Genomic DNA, 20,478 nt, shown 5'->3' with positions numbered 1-20,478 from the left:
GAAATAGCAGCTTCAGACCAAGGGAGGCTTCCAACAGCCCGAACCGCGCCTTGATATAGCGTCGCCATTGGCACAGTATTTGCCTGCAAATTCATCACTTTCGCGCTAGCTTTGAGAGAAGACGCAGAAGCGCATGAGACACATCACGGGGACACCATGAGTATGATGCGGCCCAGCCTTCGCTTCACACCGCCTGACGACAGGAGATAGCAGCGATGATCGGCTATCTCATCCGCCGCATCCTCGCCGCCGTTCCCGTGATGGGCGTGGTGGCCCTGTTCGTGTTCCTGTTGCTGCGGCTGACGCCGGGCGACCCCGCCGCAATTCTCGCCGGCGACAATGCGACGCCGGAACAGCTCGAACGCATCAGGACCTCGCTTGGTCTCAACGAGCCGATCTACATCCAGTTCTACACCTGGGTCGCCAGACTGCTGCACGGCGACCTCGGTGTCTCCCTGATCTCGAACAAGCCGATCCTCGAGATGATCGGCCCGCGCCTCGAACCCTCGATTTCGGTTGCGCTCGCCACCATCATCCTCTCGATCCTGGTCGCGGTGCCGCTCGGCGTGATCGCGGCGTGGAAGCACGGCACCTGGATCGATCGCTTCGTGATGGGGCTCTCGGTGCTTGGCTTCTCGGTGCCGGTGTTCGTGATCGGCTATGTGCTGATCCAGATCTTTGCGATCGATCTGCGCTGGGTGCCGGTGCAGGGCTTCAAGAGCATCTCGGCCGGCTTCGGTCCGTTCTTCGAGCGCATCATCCTGCCAACCTGTACGCTCTCCTTCATCTATGTCGCGCTGATCGCGCGCATGACACGGGCCTCGATGCTCGATGTGCTGGGTGAGGATTACGTGCGCACGGCACGCGCCAAGGGCATCGGCGAGACCGGCGTGCTGCTGCGCCATGCGCTGCGCAACGCCGCGGTTCCGGTCATCACCGTGATCGGTTCCGGCTTCGCGCTCCTGATCTCCGGCGTCGTGGTCACCGAGAGCGTGTTCAACCTGCCCGGCATCGGCCGCCTCACCGTCGATGCGGTGCTGGCGCGCGATTATCCGGTGATCCAGGCGATGATCCTTCTGACGTCGGGTATCTATGTCGCGGTCAATCTGTTGATCGACCTCGCCTACACCCTGCTCGATCCTCGTATCCGGTACTGAGCAATGGCGATCGAAACCCTTCCCGAATCCTCTATTCCCGTCACGCGGCCGCTCCGCGTCAAGCTCGGCTTCCTCACCTCGACGCCGATCATCGCGGTTGCGACGATCTGCCTCGCGCTCATCATCCTGATGGCGATCTTCGCGCCGCTGCTCGCGCCGCACGATCCGCTGCTGCTGACGCCGTCGCAGCGGCTGAAGCCGTCGAGCGCGCAATACCTGCTCGGCACCGACGCCTATGGACGCGACCTGTTGTCGCGCGTCATCTATGGCGCGCGGATCTCGCTGGTGATCGGGCTCGGCGCCGCCGTCTGCTCGATCGCCGTCGGGCTGCTGATCGGCCTCGTCGCCGGCTTCTTCCGCTGGGTCGATGCGGTGATGATGCGTGTGATGGACGGCTTGATGGCGATCCCCGCCATCCTGCTCGCGATCGCCGTGGTGTCGCTGTCGGGCGCCAGCATCTGGACCGTGATGATCGCGATCACCATCCCCGAGATCCCGCGCGTGGCGCGGCTGGTGCGCGCGGTGGTGCTGACCGCACGCGAAGAGCCCTATGTCGAGGCCGCGATCTCGCTCGGCTCCAGCCTGCCCAAGATCATGTGGCGGCATTTGATGCCGAACACGATCGCGCCGCTGATCGTGCAAGGCACCTATGTCTGTGCATCCGCGATCCTGACCGAGGCGATCCTGTCGTTCCTCGGCGCCGGCATCTCGCCGGAAACGCCGACCTGGGGCAACATCATGGCCGAGGGCCGCGCCTATTTTCAGGTCAAGCCCTCGCTGATCTTCTGGCCGGGGCTCCTGCTCTCGATCGCCATTCTCAGCATCAACCTGATCGGCGACGCCGCCCGCGACGCGCTCGATCCCCGCATGAAGCAGCGTGAGGGCAAGTGACGGCTTCAGCCCTTCTGAAGCCGTCATTCCGGGGCGATGCAAAGCATCGAGCCCGGAATCTCGAGATTCCGGGTCTGGTGCTAGCGCACCATCCCGGAATGACAGCCGATAATTGCCGTCGTTTCGCTCCCCGCAATAGCGTCAAGAGAGCCTGACATGACCAACGTCGTCCTCGACATCAACAATCTCGTCGTCGGCCTCGGCCGCAAGCAGGATGCGCACCGCATCATCGACGACCTCTCGCTGCAAGTGCGCGAAGGCGAGACGCTCTGCCTGGTCGGCGAAAGCGGCTCCGGCAAGTCGGTGACCTCCTTGACCGTGATGGGCCTGCTGCAGAAGGGTACGCTGGTGCCCTCGGGCGGCAGCGTCAAACTGGTCGGCGAGGAACTGCTCACCGCCAGCGACCGGCGGCTGCGGCAATTGCGCGCCACGCGGATGGCGATGATCTTCCAGGAGCCGATGACCGCGCTCAACCCGGTCGTGCCGGTCGGGCGCCAGATCGACGAGGTGCTGCGCGCCCATACCGATCTCGACGCCCGCGCGCGGCGCCAGAAGATCCTGGCCATGATGGAGCATGTGCGGCTGCCGGACGTGGAGCGCATCTTCTCGTCCTACCCGCACCGCCTGTCGGGCGGACAGCGCCAGCGCATCATGATCGCGATGGCGCTGGTGCTGGAACCAAAGCTCCTGATCGCCGACGAGCCGACCACCGCGCTCGACGTCACCACCCAGAAGCAGATCCTCACCCTGATCCGCGACCTGCAGCGCGATCACGGCACCGCGGTGCTGTTCATCACCCACGACATGGGCGTGGTGGCCGAGATCGCCGATCGCGTGTCGGTGATGCGGCACGGCCGGCTGGTCGAGACCGGCCCGCTCGAGGGCGTGCTGCGCAATCCGACGATGGAGTACACCCGCAACCTGCTGTCCGCCGTGCCGAGCCTGGTGCCGCGGGCGCCCCGCCCGGAGACCAAGGAGCCGGTGGTGCTGGAGGCCAACGAGCTCAGCAAGGTCTACCGGGAGCGGTCGCTGTACGGCAAAGCCCGTGAAGTCGCGGCCGCCAGCAACGTCACGCTCACACTGCGCAAGGGCCGCACGCTCGGCATCGTCGGCGAGAGCGGCTCCGGCAAGTCGACGGTCGCGCGCTGCATCGTCCGCCTGATCGATCCGACCTCTGGCGGCGTGCGCCTCGCCGGCCGCGAGATCTCGGATCTGTCGCGGCGGCTGTTGCAGCCGCATCGCCAGAAGATCCAGATCATCTTCCAGGACCCCTACCGCTCGCTCAATCCGCGCGTCACCGTCGGCGAGAGCATTGCGGAGGGCCCGATCAATTACGGCATGCCGCGCAAGGACGCGCTGGCGCGAGCCCGCGAACTGCTGGAGCTGGTCCATTTGCCGCCCGACGCGATCTCACGCTACCCGCACCAGTTCTCCGGCGGCCAGCGCCAGCGCATCGCGATCGCGCGCGCACTGGCGCTCGACCCCGACGTTCTGGTGGCGGATGAAGCCGTGTCCGCACTCGACGTCTCGGTGCAGGCGCAGGTTTTGAACCTGCTTGACGAAATCCAGCAGCGTCTGGGCATCGCACTGTTGTTCATCACGCATGATCTGCGCGTCGCCGCGCAAATCTGCGACGACGTCGCCGTGATGCAGCGCGGCCGCGTCGTGGAACAGGGACCAGCGGCCGAGGTGTTGACCAATCCGCAGCAGGCCTATACCCGCGCGCTACTTGATGCCGCACCCGGCCGCGGCTGGGATTTTGCGAATTTCCGCCCGGTTTCGGAAGGCATTGTGGCGACGGCCTAGGTCTTTAGCCGCAGCCTTACGACCTAGCCTTGATGACCTGGCCTTATGACCTGGCCTTGGGCCTTTACGCCCATAGGGCATGCAAATCCGGTAGTGCTCCCCGGCTTGCGCTTGGCGCGACGACACGCTTAACGTCGCGCGCTAGAGCGTGAGCCGGAAGGTGGATACCGGCTTCTCCGAAAGATCGCGCTCCAACCAACGAGACGAGATCGTGGCGCGGGCCGTTCCATTCGCATCATGATCGAAGAAACGTATCGAGACCAACTTGATGACCCGCATTGCCGTTGGCGGCTTCCTGCACGAGACCAACACCTTCGCACCGACGAAGGCAACTTATGATGACTTCGTGCACGGCGGCGGCTGGCCGTCGATGACGCATGGCGCCGATGTGCTCAAGGTCATGCGCAAGATCAATGTAGGCCTCGCCGGTTTTGTCGAGGCGGCGGAAGCCAATGGCTGGGAGCTGGTGCCGACGATTTTCGCGGCGGCAAGCCCGTCGGCGCATGTGAGCAAGGATGCGTATGAGCGGATCGTGACCGAAATGGTCGACGGCATTACCGCGGCCGGGCCGATCGATGCGGTCTATCTCGACCTGCACGGCGCCATGGTCGCCGAGCACTATGACGACGGTGAAGGCGAAGTCCTCGCCCGCGTGCGCAAGGTGATCGGCAACGACCTCCCCTTGGTCGTGAGCCTCGATCTGCATGCGAACGTCTCGCCCAAGATGATCGAGCATGCCGATGCGTTGATCGCCTACCGCACCTACCCGCATGTCGATATGGCCGACACCGGCCAAGCCTGCGCCAGGCATCTGGCGCTCCTGCTGAAAACAAAACAGCGCTTCGCAAAGGCGTTCCGGCAATTGCCGTTCCTGATCCCGATCAGCTGGCAATGCACCAACGACCAGCCGACCAAGGGCATCTATCAACAGCTCGCGGCCCTCGAGAGCGACGCGGTGCCGACGCTGTCATTTGCGCCGGGCTTCCCGGCGGCCGATTTCAGGGATTGCGGGCCGAGCGTGTTCGCCTATGGCCGGACCCAAGCCGATGCGGATGCCGCCGCCGACAAGATCGTCGCGCTTGTCGAGAGCCATGAGGACGATTTCGACGGCCGGATCTATTCGCCCGACGAAGGCGTCCAGCTGGCGATGGAACTGGCGAAGTCGGCGAGCAAGCCGATCATCATCGCCGACACCCAGGACAATCCCGGCGCCGGCGGCGATTCCGACACGACAGGCATGCTGCGCGCGCTGGTGCGCAACAGAGCGAGTGCCGCGACCGGCGTGATCTACGACCCGCAATCGGCCAAGGCCGCGCACACCGCCGGGATCGGCGCGACCGTCACGCTCGAACTCGGCGGCAAGTCCGGCATTCCCGGTGACGCGCCATACCGGGAGAGTTTCGTGGTCGAAAAGCTCTCGGACGGCAAATTCGTCGCACCGGGCCCCTATTTCGGTGGCCGCGACATGGACATGGGACCTTCCGCCTGCCTGCGCATCGGCGACGTCCGCGTCGTGGTCGGCTCCTACAAGGCCCAGCTTGCCGACCAGTCGATGTACCGCTATGTCGGCATCGAGCCGACGGCGCAGAAGATCCTGGTCAACAAGAGCTCGGTGCATTTCCGCGCCGATTTCGAGCCGATCGCCGAAAAGCTGCTGATCTGCGCCGCGCCGGGCGCGATGCCCGCCGATACCGCCACGCTGCCGTGGAAACACTTGCGTCCCGGCATCCGTATCAAGCCAAACGGCCCGACTTTCACACCCACCTCCCCTTCACGCATAAACGGATAGAAACCATGCCGACCATTGAGCGCATCGACAGTTTTGCCGACGAACTCACTGCCATCAGACGGGATCTGCATGCGCATCCCGAGATCGGCTTCGAAGAGGTCCGCACCTCCGGCATCGTCGCCGACAAGCTGACGAGCTGGGGCATCGAGGTGCATCGCGGCCTCGGTGGCACCGGCGTGGTCGGTGTGCTCAAGGGCAAGGGCGGCGGCACCAAAAAGATCGGCCTGCGCGCCGATATGGACGCGCTGCCGATGGAGGAGAACACCAATCTGAAGTGGCGTTCGACCATTCCCGGCCGCTTCCACGGCTGCGGCCATGACGGCCACACAACGATGCTGCTCGGCTCGGCGCGCTATCTCGCCGAGACCCGCAATTTCGACGGCACCGTGCATTTCATCTTCCAGCCGGCCGAGGAAGGCCTCGGCGGCGCCCGCGCCATGATCAAGGACGGCCTGTTCAAGCAGTTCCCCTGCGACGAGGTCTATGGCCTGCACAACGCGCCCGACCTGAACCATGGCGAGATCGCCATCCTGCCGGGACCGGCGATGGCCGGTGCCGACTTCTTCGACATCAAGATCCACGGCTACGGCGCCCATGGCGCGATGCCGGAGCGCTCCAAGGATGCGGTCGTGATCGCGATGACGCTTGGACAGGCGATCCAGTCGATCGTCAGCCGCAATGTCGATCCGCTGCAGCCGGCGGTGGTCTCGATCACCCAGATTCACTCCGGCTCCGCCTACAACGTCATTCCGGGCGAAGCCTGGCTGTGCGGCACCGTGCGCGCCTTCGACGACGACACCCGCGCCCTGATCCGCAAGCGCATGCGCGCGATCTGCGCCGGCATGGCCGCGGCCTATGACGTCGAGATCGAGGCTGACATCCGCGACACGTTCAGCGTGCTGGTGAATCAGGAAGAGCAGTCCCGCGTGGTCGAGGAAGTCGCGCGCACCGTCGTCGATCCGGCCAAGGTGCTCACTCGCTCGACACCCAAGATGGGCAGCGAAGATTTCGCCGACATGATGCAGGCCATTCCCGGCGCGTATTTCTGGGTCGGTCATGACGGTTCAGTGCCCGTGCACAATCCCGGTTACGTTCTCGACGACAAGATCCTGCCGATCGGCGCCAGCATGTTTGCCCGCATCATCGAGAAACGCATGCCGGCAGGTGCCCATGCATAAGCCGAAACCGGACACCATCACCTCGCTGCACGATCTCACGGCCGTCGACCTGCTCGCCGGCTACCGTGCCAAGCAGTTCTCGCCCTCCGAGGTGCTCGAGGAGATCATCTCCCAGGTCGCGACTTGGGAGCCGCACATCAAGGCGCTGTATCTGTACGACCCTGACGGGGCGCGAAAGGTCGCCAAGACCGCAACCGAGCGCTGGCAACAAGGCGAGCCGGTCGGCACGCTCGATGGCGTGCCCGTCACCATCAAGGACAACGTCGCGACCAAGGGCCAGCCGGTGCCGCTGGGTGCCGCGAGCGTCAAGCTCGCGCCGGCGGAAAAGGATGCGCCGCCTGCCGCGCGGCTGCGCGAAGCCGGCTGCGTGATCTTCTCCAAGACCACGATGCCGGATTACGGCATGCTGTCGTCGGGACTGTCGTCGTTACATCCCCTCACCCGCAATCCCTGGAATGTCAGCAAGAACCCGGGCGGCTCGAGCGCCGGCGCCGGCGCGGCCGGTGCCGCAGGCTATGGTCCCTTGCATCTCGGCACCGATATCGGCGGCTCGGTGCGGCTGCCGGCCTCCTGGTGCGGCCTCGTCGCCCTGAAGCCGAGCCTCGGCCGCGTGCCGATTGATCCGCCCTATGTCGGCCGCGTTGCCGGTCCGATGACCCGCACCGTCGACGACGCCGCGCTGATGATGAGCGTGCTCTCGCGTCCCGACCGCCGCGACGGCATGAGCCTGCCGGCGCTGGAAGTGAACTGGAAGGCGATCGAGAAGTCGCCGCGCAAGCTGCGCATCGGGCTGATGCTCGACGCCGGATCCGGCCAGAAGGTCGAGAAGGAGGTGCGCGAAATCGTCGTCAAGGCGGCGAAGGCGTTCGAATCCGCCGGCGCCGTCATCACCGAGATCGACGGCATCCTGACCCCGGAGATGCTCGAGGGCCTCGACAATTTCTGGCGGGCGCGGACCTGGGACGAGCTGTCGAAATTGCCGCAGGCCGACCGCGGCAAGACCCTGCCCTATATCCTCAGCTGGGCCGAGGCCGGCGCAAAGCTCTCCGGTGTCGATGTGATGCGCGGCTTCAACATGACGATGGCGATCCGCGCGGCCGCCGCAAAACTGTTCTGCGAGTTCGACTATGTGATCTCGCCGGTGTCGCCGGTGGTGAACTTCCCGGCGGAGTTCGCAGCCCCGCTCAACGACCCCGCAAAGCCGTTCGAGCACATCTGCTTTACCGTGCCGTGGAATATGTCGGAGAACCCGGCGCTGTCGATCAACGGCGGCTACGACAAGAAGGGCTTTCCGATCGGCATCCAGATCATCGGCCGCCGCTTCGACGACATCGGCGTGCTCGGCATGGGCAAGGCTTTCGAAGGCCTGCGCGGCCCGCAGAAGCCGTGGCCGACGCCGCCGAAGAAGTAGCGCCTCAACGCAAGTCGCGATGCGCGGCGCGGGGCCACGCCGCGCATCCGACTTCTTCACAAGGGATGATTGCCGGGTTAACTGGATGGAGACGCGCGTAGCGCCGCCTATTCAAGAAAACCGAGAGGAAATCATCCCCATGGCGTATGAGACGATCAAGTACGAGGTCGCCGAGCAGATCCTGACCATCACGCTGAACCGGCCCGACAAGCTCAACGCCTTCAACGCGACGATGCAGCAGGAGCTGATCGACGCGTTCGACAAAGCCGACAAGGACGACGATGTCAGGGCCATCATCGTGACCGGTGCCGGCCGCGGCTTCTGTGCCGGCGCCGACCTGTCCTCCGGTGCCAACACCTTCGACCGCGATGCGCGGCGCGGTCCGGTCAAGCGGCATGCCGACGGCAGCGTCGACTACAGCGATCCGCAGGTGCGCGACGGCGGCGGCCAGGTGACGCTGCGCATCTTCAAGTGCCTGAAGCCGGTGATCGCCGCGGTGAACGGTCCCGCCGTCGGCATCGGCGTCACCATGCAGCTCGCGATGGATATCCGCATCGCGTCGGAGGCGGCGCGCTTCGGCTTCGTGTTCTCCCAGCGCGGCATCGTGCCGGAGGCCGCCTCGAGCTGGTTCCTGCCGCGCATCGTCGGCATCTCGCAGGCGCTGGAATGGTGCTATTCCGGCCGCGTCTTCCCGGCGCAGGAAGCGCTCGCCGGCCGGCTCGTCAGCAAGGTGGTGCCGCCGGACGACCTGCTGCCGACCGCGCGCGCGCTCGCCAAGGAGTTCGCGGCCAAGACCGCGCCGGTGTCGGTGGCGCTGATCCGCCAGATGATGTGGCGGATGATGGGCGCCGATGATCCGATGGAGGCGCACAAGGTCGACAGCCGCGGCATCTATGCCCGCGGCCGCTCCGACGACGTCAAGGAAGGCGTGGTGTCGTTCCTGGAAAAGCGCCCTGCGCAGTTCAAGAACAAGGTGTCGTCTGACATGCCCGACTATTTCCCGTGGTGGCAAGAGCGCGACTATAAGTGAGCGAGCGGCGTCCCGCGGCGTCTCCATCTGACGGCGTCGTCCTGCTGCACGGCATCGGCAGGACGGCGCGCTCGTTTCGCAGGATGGAGCTGGCGCTTGATGATGCCGGCTTTGCCACCCTCAATCTCGACTATGACAGCCGGCGCAAGCCGCTCGATGCGCTGGCGGAAGACATCCATCCGGCGCTCGACCGGTTCGCGCACAGCCTCGACGGCGCCGTGCATTTCGTCTGCCATTCGATGGGCGGGCTTCTGGCACGCGTCTATCTGGCACAACATCGCCCGGCGCGACTTGGCCGCGTCGTGATGCTGGGCACGCCGAATGGCGGCAGCGAGATCGCCGACCGCCTGAAAAACCTTGCTGCCTATCGCGCCTTCTTCGGCCCGGCCGGCCAGCAGCTCGTCACCCGCCGCGATGCCGCGACCAGCGCGCTGCTGCCGGCGATCGATTACCCGACCGGCATCATCGCCGGCAACCGCTCGGTCTATCCGATCACGTCCATCGGCCTGCCGCGACCGCATGACGGACGGGTGTCGGTCGCCAACACCAGGCTCGACGGCATGGCCGATCACATCGTGATCCGTACCTCGCACCCCTGGCTGGTGCGCAACGCGGACGCGATCGCGCAGACGATTGCGTTCCTGCAAACCGGGCAGTTCGCAAGAGAAGCAGTGATCAGGCAGCCTTGATTCTGCCGATGAAGCTCTCGACCTGATTGCGCATCCGGGCCGACTGCCGCGACAGTTCTTCCGAAGCGCCGAGCACCTGACTCGCCGCTGCCCCGGACTCCTCGGCAGCACCGGTAACCGCACCGATATTGGCCGAGATATCGCCGGTTCCTTTTGCCGCGTGCTGGACGTTGCGCGCGATCTCCTGGGTCGCTGCGCCCTGCTCCTCGACCGCGCTGGCGATCGACGAGGCGATCTCGTTGATCTCGTCGATCGTGACGGTCATGCTCCGGATCGCGGTCACAACATCGCCTGACGTAGCCTGGATCGCCCCAATCTGCGCCCGGATATCGTCGGTCGCCTTGGCGGTCTGTTCCGCAAGCGTCTTCACCTCGGCGGCGACCACGGCAAAGCCGCGGCCGGCATCGCCCGCGCGCGCTGCCTCGATAGTCGCATTGAGCGCCAGCAAATTGGTCTGGCTCGCGATCTCGCTGATCAGCTTGACGACGTCGCCGATCTTCTCCGCGGCGGCGGAGAGACCCTGCACCGTCTCATTGGTGCGCCGACCGTCGGCCGCCGCACGCTGCGCGATTTGCGCCGATTGCGTCACCTGACGCCCGATCTCGCCGACCGAGCCTGACAGTTCCTCGGTCGCAGCCGCGACAGTCTGCATGTTGCTGGACGCCGCCTGCGTCGCTTCGGCGACGTTCGCTGCCTGTTCGCTGGTCTTGCCGGCGCTCCTGTTCATCAGTGCAGCCGTTGCCTCGAGCTGTGATGACGCCGATATCACGGCGTCGATGACCGCGCCGATGTCGTCATGAAATTGATTGGTGAGTTCGCCGACGCGTGCTGCGCGGGCCGCACGCTGGTTGAGGGCTTCGCTATCCTTCGCGGCAAGCTCGGCCGAGCGGATCATGCTCTCCTTGAAGAACCGGACTGCCCGCGCCATTACGCCGATCTCGTCGCCGCGATCGGTGGAGTCGACCTTGAGATCGAGATTCCCTTCGGCCAGCCTCGTCATATTGGACGCCAGCGTGTTGATCGGCCCGGTGATGCTGCCCGCCATCGCCAGCACCGCGAGCGATCCCACCAGTAGCGCCAGCAGCATCAGGCCGGCGATGATACCGAGGCTCATGGTCGCCTCTTCCTTCTTGTCCGCCATAAGGCGCGACAATTCAGCGGCGAGACCGTCCTCGACCATCTTGAGCATGTCGATCCGGACTGTGGCGGCATCGAACCATGATTTGCCGTCGAGCGACTTGAAGTCGCCCGCGAGCCCGCCCTGCTCCACCGTCTTGCGCATGGCGTTGAAGGTGTCGATGGCGCCGCCCGACATCGTCCGGCTGAACAGCTCGCGCGCCTCGCGCGACGCGGCTGCACGGAACGCGCTGAAGAAGCTCTCCTGGGCCGCTGCAAGTCCTACCGCGCGCACATAGAGCTGAGGTTCTAACCGGCCCGCCGCGATGCCGCCGGCGACGGTCGCGCGCTCCTGCCCTGCGCGCTCCTTGCCCTCGATCAAATTGGCGTAGGCGGCGATGGATTTCGAGATGTCGTCGTCGCTGCTGAGCTTGGCGATACCGGTGATCACGGTGATCAGACGGCCGATCGTATCGGTGAGATAGCCAATGGCGGCCGGCGGCGCGATCGCAAGCCCATCGATGTCGGTGCGACGCGGGTCAAGCTGGCCAAGGCCGTCCTGGGCAGCCTGCGCGGCCGCGGCAAGTTCCGCTGCTCCTGATTGCTTCAGGCCGGCGAGCACTGACGTGGCGACCGTCCGGTCTGCGTCGGTTCGCTTGCGCTGCTCGCCGAGCTCGCTTCGCATCTGGACGCCCTTGCTGCCGAGATAGGCCGACGACAAGCCGCGCTCGCGCTGCAGTTCGTGCACCAGCCGGCTGAGCTTGCCGACGCCTTCGGCAATCGGCTGGATGCGTGCGATATCTGTTCGAACCGACCACTTCGCCGAGATGTCGTAGATTGCCAGTGCTGCAAATGCGAACAGCGGCAGCAAGGCGGAGAAAGCAATGCGATAAAGTATCTTGGTGTTCTTGAACATGACTCAACCCCCGGTTGGATCATGCCTACATTCGATTGGTAAAAAAGCCCTGCCGCAGCGCCGCTAAAGTTTTGAGCAGGCGCTGCGCAGAACGTGTGCAAGGCACGTAGTTCTACCGGGTGATCAACGCCACACGCCCGATGGCCTTACGTTCGATCAGCAGCCGCATCGCCTTCGCATAATCCTCCAGCGGCAGCCGGTGTGAGATATTTGGCCGCACCCGGCCCGCCTTGGCCCACGCGCTCAGCGCCTTGATCCAGACCTCGCCGAGCGCGGGGTTCTTCCGCACCGCTTCGCCGGCGCGGACGCCGAGCACGCTCGCGCCCTTGATCATCAACAGATTGGTGCGGGCGAGGCCGATGCCGCCGGTGAAGCCGACGACGAGAATCCGCGCACCCCAGTTGATGCAGCGCATCGAATTCTCGAACACCTCACCGCCGACCGGATCGAACACCACATCGGCGCCACGGCCGTCGGTGAGACGCTTGACCGCGTCACGAAACGGCTCGCGCGCATAGAGCACGAGATGATCCGCGCCGCGCGCCTTGGCGATCGCAAGCTTCTCCTCGCTGGAGGCCGCCGCGATCACGGTGGCGCCGAGCAGCTTGCCGATCTCGACCGCGGCAAGCCCGACGCCGCCGCCGGCGCCGTGCACCAGCAGCACCTCGCCCGGCTGGATCTGCCCGCGATCGATCAGCGCGTGATACGCCGTGCCGTGCGCGGCAAGGAAGGTCGCACCTTCCGCATAGTCGAAGGTCGACGGCACCGGCACCGGCACGAGCTGCGACGGCACAGCAACCGTCTCATCGCAATAGGCGCCGAAGCGCATCTTGACGATCACCTTGTCGCCGACGGCGACGCCAGCGGCATCGTTGACCTCGACGACATCGCCGGCGGCTTCCGAGCCCGGCGTGAACGGCAGCGGCGGCTTGAGCTGGTACTCGCCCGCAGCCATCAGGATGTCGGGGAAATTGATCCCGGCGGCGCGGATCGCAACGCGCACCTCGCCCGGCTTCAGCGGCACCGAGGCGAAGTTTTCCAGCTGCAGGCGCTCGGGCGGCCCGAGCTCGCGGCAAACAACGGCTTTCGGCATCAGGCAGCTCGCGCCTTGAGACGTGCCAGCGCCTCGCGGATCAGCGGCAGGCGGTCGTTGCCGAAATACATGTCGGTCTTGTCGAGATAGATCGTGGGCGAGCCGAAGCCGCCGCGCGCCATCACCTCCTCGGTGTTGGCCTTGAGCTGGTCCTTGATCGCCTGATCGCCGATGCCGGCAAGGAATTTTGCGGGATCGATCCCGACCTTGGTGCAGATCTCGGCCAGCACCGCATCCTGCGAGATGTCCTTGTCATCGCCCCAATAGGCCTCGAACACGGCGCGCGCGAACGGCACCATCTTCTCGTTGCCGAGAAGGATGCAGCCGCGCATCGCCTTCACGCTGTTCACCGGGAACACGGTCGGCGGCATCTTGATCGCAAGGCCGGCCGAGCGCGCCCAGTCGGCGAGATCCTTCTTCATGTAGCGCGCTTTCAGCGGCACCGGCGTCTCGCGCTGCGCGTAGACCGACGGATTGACGGTGTTGAAGATGCCGCCGACCAGGATCGGCCGCCAGCTGATCGGAGCGTCGAACTCCTTCGCGATCGGCTGGATGTTGTGCCAGGCCAGATAGGTCCACGGGCTGGAACAGTCGAAGAAGAATTCGATCATGGCGTTTCCTTTTTATCATGCTTGTAGCGCTGTCTTTTCCCGTCATCCCCGCGCAAAGGCTTCGCCTTTGTCGCTGGAGGTGGCCGCTTCTTCAGCGGCCCTCGAAGGATGGAGGGCCTCCGGCTTCGCATCCTTCGAGGCTCGCAAGAGCTCGCACCTCAGGATGACGATACCTACTTCCTCTCGACTAGCTCCTTCGCACGCTGGCCGAACATATTCTTGCGTGATTCCTCGTCAAACGGCTCCTTGACGAATTTTCCGAGCGCCAGCCCCGCCTGCACCTGCGGGCGGGCGCGCACGGCCGCGTACCAGCGCTTGATGTTCGGGTAATCGTCGAGGGTAAAGCCCTGCGCCTTGTGGGTCATGGTCCAGGGGAAGCAGGCGATGTCGGCGATCGAATAGTCGTCGCCGGCGATATAGGCACCGGTCTTGCCGAGCTGGCGGTTGAGCACGCCATAGAGCCGCGCCGTCTCGTCGCGGTAGCGCTCGATCGCATAGGGAATCTTCTCGGCCGCATAGAGCGCGAAATGGCCGTGCTGGCCGAGCATGGGCCCGAGGCCACCCACCTGCCACATCACCCATTGGATGACGGTCGACCGCGCACGCAGCTCCTGCGACAGGAAGCGGCCGGTCTTGTCGGCGAGATAGATCAGGATCGCGCCGGTCTCGAACACCGGGAACGGCCCGCCACCGTCGGCAGGCGCATGGTCGACGATCGCGGGGATGCGGTTGTTCGGGCTGATCGCCAGGAATTCGGGCCGAAACTGCTCGCCGGCGCGGATGTTGACCGGATCACCGTGTAGGGCAGCCCGAGTTCCTCCAGCATGATCGAGATCTTCCAGCCGTTCGGCGTCGGCGCGTAGTGCAGGTCGATCATCGGCGTCCTATTCCCCATCACAAAGACTTTTGTTGTTCTGTACGTCCACCTTAGGACATGGCACACAGGCGCTCAATCAGAACCCACCGGGAGGCACCCATGCTGTTTCCAACCACGATCGCAGGCTCGCTGCCGAAGCCGGAATGGCTCGCCGAACCGAACATGTTGTGGGCGCCCTGGAAATCGGAAGGCGCCGAGCTCGCCCGCGCCAAGCGCGATGCCACGGTGCTCGCGGTCAAGCTGCAGGAGGATGCCGGCGTCGACATCGTCACCGAGGGCGAGCAGGCGCGTCAGCATTTCGTGCACGGTTTTCTGGAGCGGATCGAGGGCATCGATTTTGCCCACAAGGTCGAAATGGGCATCCGCAAGGACCGCTACAAGGCAATGGTGCCGCAGGTGGTCGCGCCGCTGCAGCTCAAGGGCCGCGTCCATGAAAGCGAGGCGCGCGCGGCGCGCGCCCACACCAAAAACAGGCTGAAGTTCACCCTGCCCGGCCCGATGACGATCATCGATACCATCGCCGACCAATATTACGGCGACCGCGTCAAAATGGCCTTCGCTTTCGCCGAGCTGTTGAACCAGGAAGCCAGGGCGTTGCAGGCCGACGGCGTCGACATGGTCCAGTTCGATGAGCCCGCCTTCAACGTCTACATGGACGAGGTCCGAGACTGGGGCATCAAGGCGCTGGAGCGTGCCGCCGAGGGCCTGACCTGCGCCACCGCCGTGCACATCTGCTACGGCTACGGCATCAAGGCCAACACCGACTGGAAGCAGACGCTTGGCGGCGAGTGGCGGCAATATGAAGAGACCTTCCCGGTGATCGACAAGAGCACGATCCAGCACGTCGCGATCGAGTGCCGCAACTCGAAAGTGCCGATCGAACTGCTCGCGGCGCTGCCCGGCAAGATCGTGCAGGCCGGCGTGATCGACGTCGCCAGCGACGAGGTCGAGACCGCCGAGGATGTCGTCAAGGTGATCGAGGCGGTCGCGAAATTCGTGCCGAAGGGCAACATCATCGCAACCACCAATTGCGGCATGGCCCCGATGCGGCGGGACATCGCCGAAGCCAAGCTGATTGCGCTCGGTGCGGGTGCAAAGCTGGCACGGCAGCGGCTGGCGTGAGGGTCGCGCCTGCGGCTCAGCCCAGAGCAGCCGCAGCGCTCGGATGCAACACCGGCCGGTAGCCGGCCTCAAAAGCGCGGACGGTTGACGGCGGCGTCAGCAGCATCGCGGGACGGGTCACGTCAGCCCGGTCGTAACCGACGAATGACCAGCGCAACGTCTCGCCATTGGCGACGAGATAGCTTTCCCCGTTCGCCTGCACCATCGTGCCGTAGGGCAGCCCGGCTATCGGCAGCAGCAGCAGATGCAGCCGCTTCTTGCCGCGATCAAGCCGCTCGGCGTGCAGCACCGCATCCATCGCCTTGGCACTGAGATCGCTGACGCCGTTGCCGCTCTCCCAGGCCGCGCGAAACCGCTTGGCGTCATCGCGGCGGCAATAGAAGCACGGCCGGTGCCCGGCTGCGAAGGCGGTCGCTTCATCGAGGAAGAACAGCTCGGTCCAGCTCTGCCGGCTCATCACCTTGCGCCGCCGTCCCCTGAACTCGCAGACACAGGTGAGCCACGCCGGCGACGACCAGCGCTTGTTCAAGAGCGTCCGCGTCGCCGGATCGTGGATGATGCCGCGATTGCCGGTGAAGGTGCCGCGATGCTCTGACGCGACGATGTCTCCGGTCGGGGTGACGCGGTTCTGCAGGGGCATGCTCTTCCTTCTCCCTCGCCCCGCGTGCGGGGCGAGGTGGAAATCTAAGCCGCCCCGTCGCGGATCGGCGGCTGGAACGACAGCGCGGTATCCCAGGGAAAGAATATCCAGGTGTCCTGCGAAACCTCGGTGATGTAAGTGTCGACCAGCGGCCGTCCTTTCGGCTTGGCGTAGACGGTTGCGAAATGCGCGTCGGGCAGCATCTCGCGCACCAGCTTGCCGGTCTTGCCGGTGTCGACGAGGTCGTCGACGATCAGAAGCCCCTTGCCGGTCCCGCCGCCGAGCTTGGCGGTCTGCTCGGAAATGCCCTTGAGCACTTTCAGGTCGCCCTGCTTGTCATGGTCGTAGCTGGCGACGCAGACCGTGTCGATGATCCGCAGCCCGAGTTCGCGCGCCACGATCGCGGCCGGCACCAGCCCGCCGCGGGTGATGGCGATCACCGCATGGAACGGGCCAACCTCGTTGAGGCGCCAGGTCAGCGCCCGGCAATCCCGGTGGAATTGATCCCACGAGACCGGGAACGGTCTGCCGGCCCGCTCCTGCGCACTCGGTTCAGAATTTCGCTCGACCATATCGCTTCAACCTGCCGGCTTTTTCTGCGCGGCCTGCACCTGCTTCAGCATTTCCTTCACCGCGGCCATCGCCGCGGCGAGCTTCTCCGGATCGCGCGAGCGCACCACCAGATTGGTGTTCGGCTTCTGGTTCTCATCCTGGAACGGATAGCTGCCGATGATGGTGTCGGGATGGGCCTCCGCGATCGCCCGCAGCGGACCACCGATATCGCCTTCCCGCGCGTCGGCGCGGACCGAATCCGACAGCATCCGCTGGCCGGATTTCAAGGTCGGCGCCACGATGTCCATCATCGCCTGCATGATGGTGGGGATGCCGGCCATCACGATGACATTGCCGAGCTTGAAGCCCGGCGCCAGGATGGTCGCGCTCTGGATCAGCTCGGCGCCGTCGGGCACGCGGGCCATCCGGAGCCGCGCCTCGTTGAGGTCCTGCTCACTCCAGCGCTCCCTGAACCGCGCCACCACGTCAGGATGATGGTGGATCTCGACCCCGAACGCCTTCGCCACGCTGTCGGCGGTGATGTCGTCATGGGTCGGCCCGATGCCGCCGGTGGTGAACACGTAAGCGTATCTATGCCGCAGCGCATCAAGGGCTGCGATGATGTCGGCCTCGTCGTCGGCGACGACGCGGACCTCCTTGAGGTCGATGCCGATATTGGTCAGGTATTCGGCGATGAAGCCGATGTTCTTGTCCTTGGTCCGGCCGGACAGGATCTCGTCGCCGATCACCAATATCCCCGCCGTGACGATCTCGCTCATGGTCTCATTCCCTAACTTGATCCCCTGACATTGCCGACCCAATGCCTTGATGTCACGAGGTTTTGCCGCCGAATTAAGCAGACCTCAGCCGGTTTTTCGGGCAGGCCTTCCGTCTCTCCCTTAGCAAATGCCATAAGCCAATGCATATCGCGCTGGCCCGCCCCTTGCTACCATCCCATCAAGTCATGCACTGTGTCACATGGCTTTGGAGGGCAGTCGGGATATATGGCAGTCGCGTTCGATGAGATGAACGGCCTTGGCGAGGACCTTCGCCCGGCCTACCAGGAGCTTTCCCGCTGGCTCAAAGAGACGCCGCCGGATGCGCTCGAACATCGACGCCAGGAAGCGGAGCTGCTGTTCCGCCGGATCGGCATCACCTTCGCGGTCTATGGCGATACCGAAGCCCAGGAGCGGCTGATCCCGTTCGACGTCATTCCGCGCATCATGTCCGCGAACGAATGGACGCTGCTGGAGAAAGGCCTCAAGCAGCGCGTGCTCGCGCTCAACATGTTCCTCAAGGACATCTATCACGGCCGCGACATCCTGCGCGCCAACGTCATCCCCGAGGATTTGATCTTCCAGAACCCGGTGTTCCGTCCGGAGATGAACGGCCAGGACGTGCCGCACGACATCTACGTGCACATCGCCGGCATCGACATCATCCGCACCGATCCCGACAACTTCATCGTGCTGGAGGACAATGCACGCACGCCGTCCGGCGTCTCCTACATGCTGGAAAACCGCGAGATCATGATGCGGCTGTTTCCGGACCTGTTTGCGCGGCACCGCGTAGCGCCAGTGGAGCGCTATCCGGATGAGCTGCTGTCGGCACTGCGCTCGGTGGCGCCGCACAGCGCGTCCGCCGAGCCGACGGTGGCGCTGATGACGCCCGGCGTCTACAACTCCGCCTATTACGAGCACTCGTTCCTCGCCGACAAGCTCGGCATCGAGCTGGTCGAGGGGCGCGACCTCATCGTCAAGAACGACGAGGTGTTCATGCGCACCACCGAGGGGCTGAAGCGGGTCGACGTGATCTACCGCCGCGTCGACGACGATTTCCTCGACCCCCTCACCTTCCGCCCGGATTCCGCGCTCGGCGTTCCCGGGCTGATGTCGGCCTATGCGGCCGGCAACATCACGCTCGCCAACGCGGTCGGCACCGGCATCGCCGACGACAAGGCGATCTATTCCTACATGCCCGACATCGTGAAGTTCTACCTCAGCGAGGAGCCGATCCTGAAGAACGTGCAGACCTGGCGCTGCCGCGAAGCGCAGGATCTGTCCTATGTGCTCGACAACCTCGCCGACCTCGTCGTCAAGGAGGTGCACGGCTCCGGCGGCTACGGCATGCTGATCGGCCCGGCCGCCACCAAGGCCACGATCGAGGCGTTCCGCGACAAGCTCAAGCGCGAGCCCGAAGGCTTCATCGCCCAGCCGACGCTGGCGCTGTCGACCTGCCCGACCTGCACCGACAAGGGCCTGGCGCCGCGCCATGTCGACCTCCGCCCGTTCGTGCTGACCGGCAGCAGCCAGACCACCATCGTGCCCGGCGGGCTGACCCGCGTCGCGCTGAAGGAAGGCTCGCTCGTGGTCAATTCGAGCCAGGGCGGCGGCACCAAGGACACCTGGATTCTGAGTGAGTGATTTGAAGCCCAACGCGCTGCGCAAGCCCTCCCTCCCCCTGCAAGGGAGAGGGTCGGGGTGGGGGTCGGCCACTTGCGCCGAACGGAGAGAAGACCCCCACCCGCCGCTGCGCGCCGACCTTCCCCTTTTAGGGGGAGGTGAATTCAGAACATTTTTCGTCTTGTAGGGACTATCGCATGCTGTCGCGCACCGCCGAAAATCTGTTCTGGCTCGCCCGTTACGTCGAACGTGCCGAATATCTGGCGCGCACGATCGACGCCACGCTACGCGTCACCGCGCTGCCCGCGGCCTATATCGGCAAGACCAATGAATGGGATTCCGCGCTGCTCACCGCCGGCGTCGGCGCGAGCTTCTACGATCACTACCCGGAAGCCAACCAGCAGAACGTCGTCGAATATCTTTCCTTCTCGTCGGAGAACCCCTCCTCGATCAAGAACTGCATCGAGGCGGCGCGGCTGAATTCACGCTCGGTGCGCACCGCCCTGACCTCGGAAATGTGGGACACCATCAATTCGGCCTGGATCGAGTTGCAGGCGGTGTGGGGCGGGACCGGCAGCCGCGAGGAACTGGCCAAATTCCTGCGCTTCGTGCAGGAGACCTCGCTGCGCTTCGACGGCTCGGCCTACCGCACCATGCTGCGCAACGACGCCTACTGGTTCTCGCGGCTCGGGGTGCATCTCGAGCGCGCCGACAACACCGCGCGCATCCTCGACGTGAAGTATCACATGCTGCTGCCCGAAGAGGAGCATGTCGGCGGCCCGCTGGATTACTACCAGTGGACCTCGATCCTGCGCTCGGTGTCGGCAACGACCGCCTATCACTGGGTCTACCGGGAAACCCTGAAACCCTGGCTGATCGCCGACCTTCTGATCCTCAACGACACGCTGCCGCGGTCGCTCGCCAGCTGCTACAGCAACCTCGTGCGCAATCTGGACCAGATCGGCGTCGCCTATGGCCGCCAGGGCGCCGCCCAGCGCCACGCCCGCGGCATCAGGAACCGGCTCGAGCACAGCCATATGGACGATATCTTCCAGCACGGCGTGCACGAATTCATCCAGGAATTCATCGCGGACAACTCACGGCTCGGTGAGATCGTCACCAAGCAGTACCTGATTTGACCGGTTTTGACGCAAAATCCCGTCATGACCGGGCTTGACCCGGCCATCCACGTCTTGCT

The 20,478-nt window shown here is 64.9% G+C and carries 17 protein-coding genes and 1 pseudogene; 11 read left to right on the top strand and 7 right to left on the bottom strand.

Features of this window, described 5'->3' with window-relative positions; genetic code table 11:
• Window positions 1-215 precede the first annotated feature (215 nt).
• From HAP54_RS29120 to HAP54_RS29085, 8 genes are all read left to right on the top strand, one after another.
• On the top strand, window positions 216-1,157 hold the full coding sequence (locus tag HAP54_RS29120; RefSeq protein ID WP_029081540.1) for an ABC transporter permease: 942 nt from the start codon (window positions 216-218) through the stop codon (window positions 1,155-1,157).
• A 3-nt stretch (window positions 1,158-1,160) separates the two neighbouring features.
• Window positions 1,161-2,048, top strand: a complete 888-nt coding sequence (locus HAP54_RS29115) for an ABC transporter permease (protein WP_166306336.1) — start codon at window positions 1,161-1,163, stop codon at window positions 2,046-2,048.
• A gap of 156 nt (window positions 2,049-2,204) precedes the next feature.
• Entirely contained in the window at window positions 2,205-3,854 is a 1,650-nt protein-coding gene (locus HAP54_RS29110; RefSeq protein ID WP_166306333.1) for an ABC transporter ATP-binding protein, read from the top strand.
• Between the two features lie 268 nt (window positions 3,855-4,122).
• Complete coding sequence (locus HAP54_RS29105; RefSeq protein ID WP_166306330.1) at window positions 4,123-5,643, top strand: M81 family metallopeptidase; 1,521 nt, start codon at window positions 4,123-4,125, stop codon at window positions 5,641-5,643.
• Window positions 5,644-5,648: 5 nt separating this feature from the next.
• Window positions 5,649-6,821: a M20 aminoacylase family protein gene (locus HAP54_RS29100; RefSeq protein WP_166306327.1), complete on the top strand. Its 1,173-nt coding sequence runs from the start codon at window positions 5,649-5,651 to the stop codon at window positions 6,819-6,821.
• Entirely contained in the window at window positions 6,814-8,232 is a 1,419-nt protein-coding gene (locus HAP54_RS29095; RefSeq protein WP_166306324.1) for an amidase, read from the top strand. Before HAP54_RS29100 ends, HAP54_RS29095 begins: the two co-directional genes overlap by 8 nt.
• Before the next feature lie 139 nt (window positions 8,233-8,371).
• Window positions 8,372-9,262, top strand: coding sequence for a crotonase/enoyl-CoA hydratase family protein (locus HAP54_RS29090; RefSeq protein WP_166306321.1), 891 nt, complete (start codon window positions 8,372-8,374; stop codon window positions 9,260-9,262).
• A complete protein-coding gene (locus tag HAP54_RS29085; protein WP_166306318.1) occupies window positions 9,259-9,951 on the top strand; it encodes an esterase/lipase family protein in 693 nt (230 codons plus the stop codon). The genes HAP54_RS29090 and HAP54_RS29085 overlap by 4 nt, the downstream gene beginning before the upstream one ends.
• On the opposite strand, the gene HAP54_RS29080 is transcribed toward HAP54_RS29085, so the two are convergent.
• The 4 genes and pseudogenes from HAP54_RS29080 to HAP54_RS29065 all read right to left on the bottom strand — a co-directional run bounded on the left by HAP54_RS29080 (window position 9,938) and on the right by HAP54_RS29065 (window position 14,564).
• Window positions 9,938-11,983 carry a methyl-accepting chemotaxis protein gene (locus HAP54_RS29080; RefSeq protein ID WP_166306315.1) on the bottom strand — a complete coding sequence of 682 codons (2,046 nt, stop codon included), beginning with the start codon at window positions 11,981-11,983 and terminating at the stop codon, window positions 9,938-9,940. The two genes, HAP54_RS29085 and HAP54_RS29080, sit on opposite strands and share 14 nt — an antisense overlap.
• 112 nt (window positions 11,984-12,095) lie before the next feature.
• Window positions 12,096-13,076 carry an NADPH:quinone oxidoreductase family protein gene (locus HAP54_RS29075; RefSeq protein WP_166306312.1) on the bottom strand — a complete coding sequence of 327 codons (981 nt, stop codon included), beginning with the start codon at window positions 13,074-13,076 and terminating at the stop codon, window positions 12,096-12,098.
• A complete protein-coding gene (locus HAP54_RS29070) occupies window positions 13,076-13,687 on the bottom strand; it encodes a 2-hydroxychromene-2-carboxylate isomerase (protein WP_166306309.1) in 612 nt (203 codons plus the stop codon). Before HAP54_RS29070 ends, HAP54_RS29075 begins: the two co-directional genes overlap by 1 nt.
• Before the next feature lie 173 nt (window positions 13,688-13,860).
• Window positions 13,861-14,564: pseudogene (locus HAP54_RS29065) on the bottom strand (glutathione binding-like protein).
• 99 nt (window positions 14,565-14,663) lie between these two features.
• Here HAP54_RS29065 and HAP54_RS29060 point away from each other — a divergent pair.
• Window positions 14,664-15,686 (top strand): methionine synthase, encoded by a 1,023-nt coding sequence (locus tag HAP54_RS29060; protein ID WP_166306306.1) that lies wholly within the window; start codon window positions 14,664-14,666, stop codon window positions 15,684-15,686.
• 16 nt (window positions 15,687-15,702) lie between these two features.
• Here HAP54_RS29060 and HAP54_RS29055 read toward each other — a convergent pair whose 3' ends face one another.
• From HAP54_RS29055 to HAP54_RS29045, 3 genes are read right to left on the bottom strand one after another with little or no spacing between them, the layout of a single operon-like run.
• On the bottom strand, window positions 15,703-16,326 hold the full coding sequence (locus HAP54_RS29055) for a hypothetical protein (protein WP_166306303.1): 624 nt from the start codon (window positions 16,324-16,326) through the stop codon (window positions 15,703-15,705).
• Between the two features lie 44 nt (window positions 16,327-16,370).
• Window positions 16,371-16,898 (bottom strand): xanthine phosphoribosyltransferase, encoded by a 528-nt coding sequence (gene gpt / locus HAP54_RS29050; protein ID WP_166306300.1) that lies wholly within the window; start codon window positions 16,896-16,898, stop codon window positions 16,371-16,373.
• Window positions 16,899-16,904: 6 nt separating this feature from the next.
• The gene (locus tag HAP54_RS29045; protein WP_166306297.1) at window positions 16,905-17,657 is read right to left on the bottom strand and encodes a competence/damage-inducible protein A; all 753 of its coding nucleotides are present in this window, start codon (window positions 17,655-17,657) and stop codon (window positions 16,905-16,907) included.
• 225 nt (window positions 17,658-17,882) lie between these two features.
• Between HAP54_RS29045 and HAP54_RS29040 the strand changes: the two genes are divergently transcribed.
• Together HAP54_RS29040 and HAP54_RS29035 are read left to right on the top strand one after the other, a co-directional pair.
• Window positions 17,883-19,301: a circularly permuted type 2 ATP-grasp protein gene (locus HAP54_RS29040; RefSeq protein ID WP_166306294.1), complete on the top strand. Its 1,419-nt coding sequence runs from the start codon at window positions 17,883-17,885 to the stop codon at window positions 19,299-19,301.
• Between the two features lie 176 nt (window positions 19,302-19,477).
• The gene (locus HAP54_RS29035) at window positions 19,478-20,419 is read left to right on the top strand and encodes an alpha-E domain-containing protein (protein WP_166306291.1); all 942 of its coding nucleotides are present in this window, start codon (window positions 19,478-19,480) and stop codon (window positions 20,417-20,419) included.
• The last annotated feature ends 59 nt before the right edge of the window (window positions 20,420-20,478 follow it).

This window comes from Bradyrhizobium sp. 2S1, assembly GCF_011516625.5.
In the GTDB taxonomy this organism is placed as follows: domain Bacteria; phylum Pseudomonadota; class Alphaproteobacteria; order Rhizobiales; family Xanthobacteraceae; genus Bradyrhizobium; species Bradyrhizobium septentrionale.
The sequence above is the reverse complement of the archived record's forward strand: the minus strand, read 5'-3'. Positions and strand labels throughout refer to the sequence as shown.

Coding starts and splice junctions, on each gene's coding strand:
- HAP54_RS29105 (WP_166306330.1), top strand. CDS start 4,123: ATGACCCGCATTGCCGTTGGCGGCTTCCTGCACGAGACCAACACCTTC.
- HAP54_RS29075 (WP_166306312.1), bottom strand. CDS start 13,076: ATGCCGAAAGCCGTTGTTTGCCGCGAGCTCGGGCCGCCCGAGCGCCTG.
- HAP54_RS29035 (WP_166306291.1), top strand. CDS start 19,478: ATGCTGTCGCGCACCGCCGAAAATCTGTTCTGGCTCGCCCGTTACGTC.
- HAP54_RS29095 (WP_166306324.1), top strand. CDS start 6,814: ATGCATAAGCCGAAACCGGACACCATCACCTCGCTGCACGATCTCACG.
- HAP54_RS29115 (WP_166306336.1), top strand. CDS start 1,161: ATGGCGATCGAAACCCTTCCCGAATCCTCTATTCCCGTCACGCGGCCG.
- HAP54_RS29070 (WP_166306309.1), bottom strand. CDS start 13,687: ATGATCGAATTCTTCTTCGACTGTTCCAGCCCGTGGACCTATCTGGCC.
- HAP54_RS29110 (WP_166306333.1), top strand. CDS start 2,205: ATGACCAACGTCGTCCTCGACATCAACAATCTCGTCGTCGGCCTCGGC.
- gpt (WP_166306300.1), bottom strand. CDS start 16,898: ATGGTCGAGCGAAATTCTGAACCGAGTGCGCAGGAGCGGGCCGGCAGA.
- HAP54_RS29045 (WP_166306297.1), bottom strand. CDS start 17,657: ATGAGCGAGATCGTCACGGCGGGGATATTGGTGATCGGCGACGAGATC.
- HAP54_RS29060 (WP_166306306.1), top strand. CDS start 14,664: ATGCTGTTTCCAACCACGATCGCAGGCTCGCTGCCGAAGCCGGAATGG.
- HAP54_RS29080 (WP_166306315.1), bottom strand. CDS start 11,983: ATGTTCAAGAACACCAAGATACTTTATCGCATTGCTTTCTCCGCCTTG.
- HAP54_RS29090 (WP_166306321.1), top strand. CDS start 8,372: ATGGCGTATGAGACGATCAAGTACGAGGTCGCCGAGCAGATCCTGACC.
- HAP54_RS29100 (WP_166306327.1), top strand. CDS start 5,649: ATGCCGACCATTGAGCGCATCGACAGTTTTGCCGACGAACTCACTGCC.
- HAP54_RS29055 (WP_166306303.1), bottom strand. CDS start 16,326: ATGCCCCTGCAGAACCGCGTCACCCCGACCGGAGACATCGTCGCGTCA.
- HAP54_RS29120 (WP_029081540.1), top strand. CDS start 216: ATGATCGGCTATCTCATCCGCCGCATCCTCGCCGCCGTTCCCGTGATG.
- HAP54_RS29040 (WP_166306294.1), top strand. CDS start 17,883: ATGGCAGTCGCGTTCGATGAGATGAACGGCCTTGGCGAGGACCTTCGC.